Origin of the sequence: Nocardia sp. CNY236, assembly GCF_000482385.1 — a bacterium.
GTDB lineage: Bacteria > Actinomycetota > Actinomycetes > Mycobacteriales > Mycobacteriaceae > Nocardia.
Window position 1 is genome coordinate 1 of record NZ_AXVD01000068.1, and the last position, 3,803, is coordinate 3,803.

Below are 3,803 nucleotides of genomic sequence, written 5' to 3' on the forward strand. Positions count from 1 at the left end.
GCCGCCCAGAACCTATCAATATGTCTGGAGCGGTACTTATAGAATTCTGCTGGTCCCCACTTGATAGCGAAATAGGGCGCTTCATCTTCTGATCCTTTGAATTCGCAGATCGGCCTCCGGGGCAGCGGCATCGAGGTGACTTGGATACTGCCGCGCCACGAACCACCGCCGCGGGGTGGAGCCGTCGAATCCTAACCCGCCGGACCCTGACCCCCAACAGCAAAGGCGAACTCGAAATCGCCTACTACCTGTGCTACGCACCCACCGCCACCAGCGACGACACCCTCATCCGGGTTGCCGGCACCCGCTGGGCCACCGAGGATTGCATCCAGACCGCGAAAACCGAAATCGGCCTCGACCACTACCAAGTCCGCCGCTACCACGCCTGGTACCGCCACATCACCCTCGCCATGCTCGCCCACACCTACCTCGCCGTCACCACCGCAATCTCCCCAAAAGCATTGGCAGCGAACTCATCTCGCTCACCCTCGGCGAAATACGCCGTCTTCTGGCACACGTGACCACCCACCACCCCGACCACACTGCCATCCGGCAGTGGTCAACCTGGCGACGCCGACACCAATACCGCGCCAGAAAAGCCCACTACCAGCGCCGGCACCGAAAACATAACCAAATGCTGCTGGAATGCTAACTGGTACTATTTAACGTGCGGCATTGGGGCCTTGTAGGGGTCGTTCGCGCTGGTCGGCCGGTGCGTCGGTGGCCCACTCGGCGATCGCCTGGAATGACCGGGCACCCGTGAGCGTCGCGGCCAGCGCCACCGCCGTGATGGCGGCGACCGGGTGCCGCACCCCATGGAGCTTTCGCGGGTCGGCCAGGAACATCAGCATATCCAGCAACCCAGCAAGAACCACAGCATTCCGGAGCCGGGATCCTTGCTCGGGTGCGGCCCGGGGTGCGTTCAGGCTGTCTATCTTCAGCGCTGACCGGCACGCGATCGCGGTCGAATCAGAGTTCCAGCAGGCCGTTTCGGAACAGCATGGATAGCAGTGGGTGCGCGTATCGAGTCCGCGATTTCGGCTCTGCGATTTGACAAGGTCATATCGTTGGGAAAGGATATCGATGTCGTGAAGGGGAGGCTATTAGTGGACAGCGAAGACTTGATCCGCGTGGTTGGAGAAGGTGAGCATCAGATCGCTGAGTTGCGTCGTCGCGTCGAAGGTGTTGGAGAGGGCCTGGCCGACGTCTCCTTCCAGGCAGCTTCCTCTGACGGCCGCGCGAGCGCACGTATAGCGCGCGATGGTCACGTTCTCGATATTACGCTCCGGGACGGATTCGGTGACATCAGCCGACCCACATGGGTGCTCGCCGACGATGTGGATATAGCCGCGCGGGCGATCGTGGAGGCAGTCAACCGCGCCCGCGCGACGGCATCGCAGGAAACGTATGAGCGATTCCGAGAACAGTTTCCAGACGCGTTCGATCTGCTAGACGATCTTCGTTCCTGATCAACCATGCCATAGCAGTCTCAATATTCTAAGGTCAGATGTGACGGATTTCGACAAAATATACCATATCGTAGAAGAGATGAACTCCAACTGGCGGAGAGCTGTTGCGGATATTCGAACTCGCCAGCGTGGAATTGGCGGTCCTGATCGCCAGATTCCGGTCGTTGACGACTACGAGACTCAGTTGGGGTCCGTGACATTGAATAGCTCTGGAGAACTGCGAGCCATCGACTTGGACCCCTACGAAGTTTCTCAGTCGAACGAGCATGACGTACTGTCCGCTATCCGTGCGTCTTTGAATGTTGTCCCTACCAGCATACCGTCGAACTCGGAATCGGGAGTGCAATACTCGTGACTGACTTTCATGTCGTTCCCGCAGCATTGCGCCTTCAAGCCGAGGAGATCCGCCAGGCCTCCGGGCATTGGGGAAGCGCGGCCGACTGGATCGAGAAAAACAACCTGACAGAGGATTCTCTCGGATACTTCGGAAAGTCAATCGTGCAGACTTTCAACCAGGTCGCCGCTGATGTAAGTGATAAGCTACGACAAGGCAAGAGGGCGATAGAGTCAGCTAGCGACGGGATCGATTTGTGTGCGAACCATTTCGAGAGCCTGGACGCCGAATACTATCGGCGTTTCGGTTACATCGATGAAAAGCTAGGATACTGACGTATGGGCGAGCGAACAAGGAGTGGGTTCCCAATACCTTCGGATCGGAACCCATGGGATTTGCCACCCGAGCTAGTTTTTCCCTGGGATCAGGCCGCTACTCTGGTAAGTGTAGCGGAACGCGTCGGGGTATACGCAGTTCGTACGCAAATTGAAACAATTAGGAAAATCCTGGGGAATCCCAATGCTGTCACGGATGTCACCGAAGCCTGGCAGAAGGCAGCCACAAACCTTACACAGTCCGTCGACGGAAGCGGCGACGGCAATGGGCTGAATACCGCGAAAGCGGAATTGACTGCACGGTGGAACGGTACCTCGCGAGAGGCGGTGGTCACTTACGTCGATAACCTGATCGCGGTGTCGAAGCAAGAACAAGAGATAGTCGCTAATATCGCCACTCTGATCAACAATTTTCGATCTGCCATTGTGGACAACTATATCCAAGCTATCGGGCATATAGCGCGCTACGCTGAAATCGTGCTCGATGTCTCGGGAGATCTGCTTGATGTCGGAATCGATGTCATAGTGACCTTTTTCACACGTGGGGTCAAAGGGGGAGGCGATGCCAAACTAGGCTTCCTTGTGCAGGCCCTCGGCGATTTCTTGGCGGAAACCTCTGAGGTCATCAAGACGGTAATGGTATTTCAGAGAGACACCCAGGCAGCTATAACAGATATTCTGTCGTCTGCAACAGGAATTGCCGTTCCGAGTGCTATCGCGCCATCCTCGCGTGACCTGACCGGGTGGCAGCCCAGAAATCCAACCGGTTCCGCATGGGGGAAGCCGACATGATATCGCCGCGGCCGCTGGCCGTTGGTATTATTTGCAGCAGCGCCCTGTCGGCCATTTTGTCTGGGTGCACTCACAACGCAACGAAACTCGACCCGGTATTATATGAAGCGCTGCCTTCATCATGCGCGGAAATTGCTGAATACGCCGAGGTTGCCACACAGTCCTTCGCGGGTCCTCTTTACGACCCTGACTTTCGCTATGAAGGTAGTGATCTGTTCGTTCCCAACCTGGCCGATACAAAGTCATGCGATATCTTTTTCGTGAGCAAGGCGCAGTCATGGGATGATCCGGGTCCGACTGGTCCGCGGCAGCGAATGATTATTATATACTTTATGTTGAGTATTGCTGATAATGCCATTTCCGCTGCCCAGGAAAATCTCAAGGACAACCGCCAAGGTTTCGGGGTAGCGTTGCCCGGAGTGGGCGACGAGGCGTACACGACCACCAAATCTAGATCTGAATCGGTCGAATCCGAAGTCAACTTCCGTAGCGAGAACTTGGTTGTCACCGTCACCGCCTCAGGGAAAGATTTTTCTGACAACTCGGGCTCGCGGGATCTCACCGCAAGTACCAAAGAAGCGGCCGAGGCAATAGCGAGGTCATTGTCGGACAACATGCAAGGCATCATGCCACGTTGAACTTCTTATACTGACCCGGCGCAAGTTGTGAAGTGAGAGTCTGACTTGCAGATTCGGGTGTGTCACTAGCCTCGATATTTCGTGCGTCCAGCTGAACAGGAGGTCGCCTCTGGTAGGTGATTGGTTCGTAAGCTCGTCGTCAAGCGTTCCCCGGCCTCGCGCGGACCGCCGATATGGTGCGATTGGTTCTCTGATCTCCTCGGCCCGGCTCACGGTGCGCTGTGGCCGGCTACGG

General features: G+C 56.7%; 5 protein-coding genes and 1 pseudogene. 5 read left to right on the plus strand and 1 reads right to left on the minus strand.

Annotation, left to right across the window (positions count from 1 at the left end):
- Positions 1–188 precede the first annotated feature (188 nt).
- Positions 189–446 (plus strand): annotated as a pseudogene (locus tag K940_RS32635) (IS701 family transposase); the annotation flags it as partial.
- Between the two features lie 216 nt (positions 447–662).
- On the opposite strand, the gene K940_RS0121360 reads toward K940_RS32635, so the two are convergent.
- Complete coding sequence (locus K940_RS0121360) at positions 663–851, minus strand: transposase family protein (RefSeq protein ID WP_028479129.1); 189 nt, start codon at positions 849–851, stop codon at positions 663–665.
- A gap of 159 nt (positions 852–1,010) precedes the next feature.
- Here K940_RS0121360 and K940_RS0121365 point away from each other — a divergent pair, with 159 nt between their 5' ends.
- The 4 genes from K940_RS0121365 to K940_RS32645 all read left to right on the plus strand — a co-directional run bounded on the left by K940_RS0121365 (position 1,011) and on the right by K940_RS32645 (position 3,568).
- Positions 1,011–1,469, plus strand: coding sequence for a YbaB/EbfC family nucleoid-associated protein (locus tag K940_RS0121365; protein ID WP_028479130.1), 459 nt, complete (start codon positions 1,011–1,013; stop codon positions 1,467–1,469).
- Between the two features lie 351 nt (positions 1,470–1,820).
- Positions 1,821–2,138: a hypothetical protein gene (locus K940_RS0121370; RefSeq protein ID WP_028479131.1), complete on the plus strand. Its 318-nt coding sequence runs from the start codon at positions 1,821–1,823 to the stop codon at positions 2,136–2,138.
- A gap of 3 nt (positions 2,139–2,141) precedes the next feature.
- Entirely contained in the window at positions 2,142–2,930 is a 789-nt protein-coding gene (locus tag K940_RS32640) for a hypothetical protein (RefSeq protein ID WP_155981058.1), read from the plus strand.
- Positions 2,882–3,568: a hypothetical protein gene (locus K940_RS32645; protein ID WP_196812333.1), complete on the plus strand. Its 687-nt coding sequence runs from the start codon at positions 2,882–2,884 to the stop codon at positions 3,566–3,568. The genes K940_RS32640 and K940_RS32645 overlap by 49 nt, the downstream gene beginning before the upstream one ends.
- Positions 3,569–3,803 lie beyond the last annotated feature (235 nt).

Excerpts from the sequence above, each read along its gene's own strand:
- K940_RS0121360 (WP_028479129.1), bottom strand. The coding sequence starts at position 851 with ATGCTGATGTTCCTGGCCGACCCGCGAAAGCTCCATGGGGTGCGGCAC.
- K940_RS32640 (WP_155981058.1), top strand. The coding sequence starts at position 2,142 with ATGGGCGAGCGAACAAGGAGTGGGTTCCCAATACCTTCGGATCGGAAC.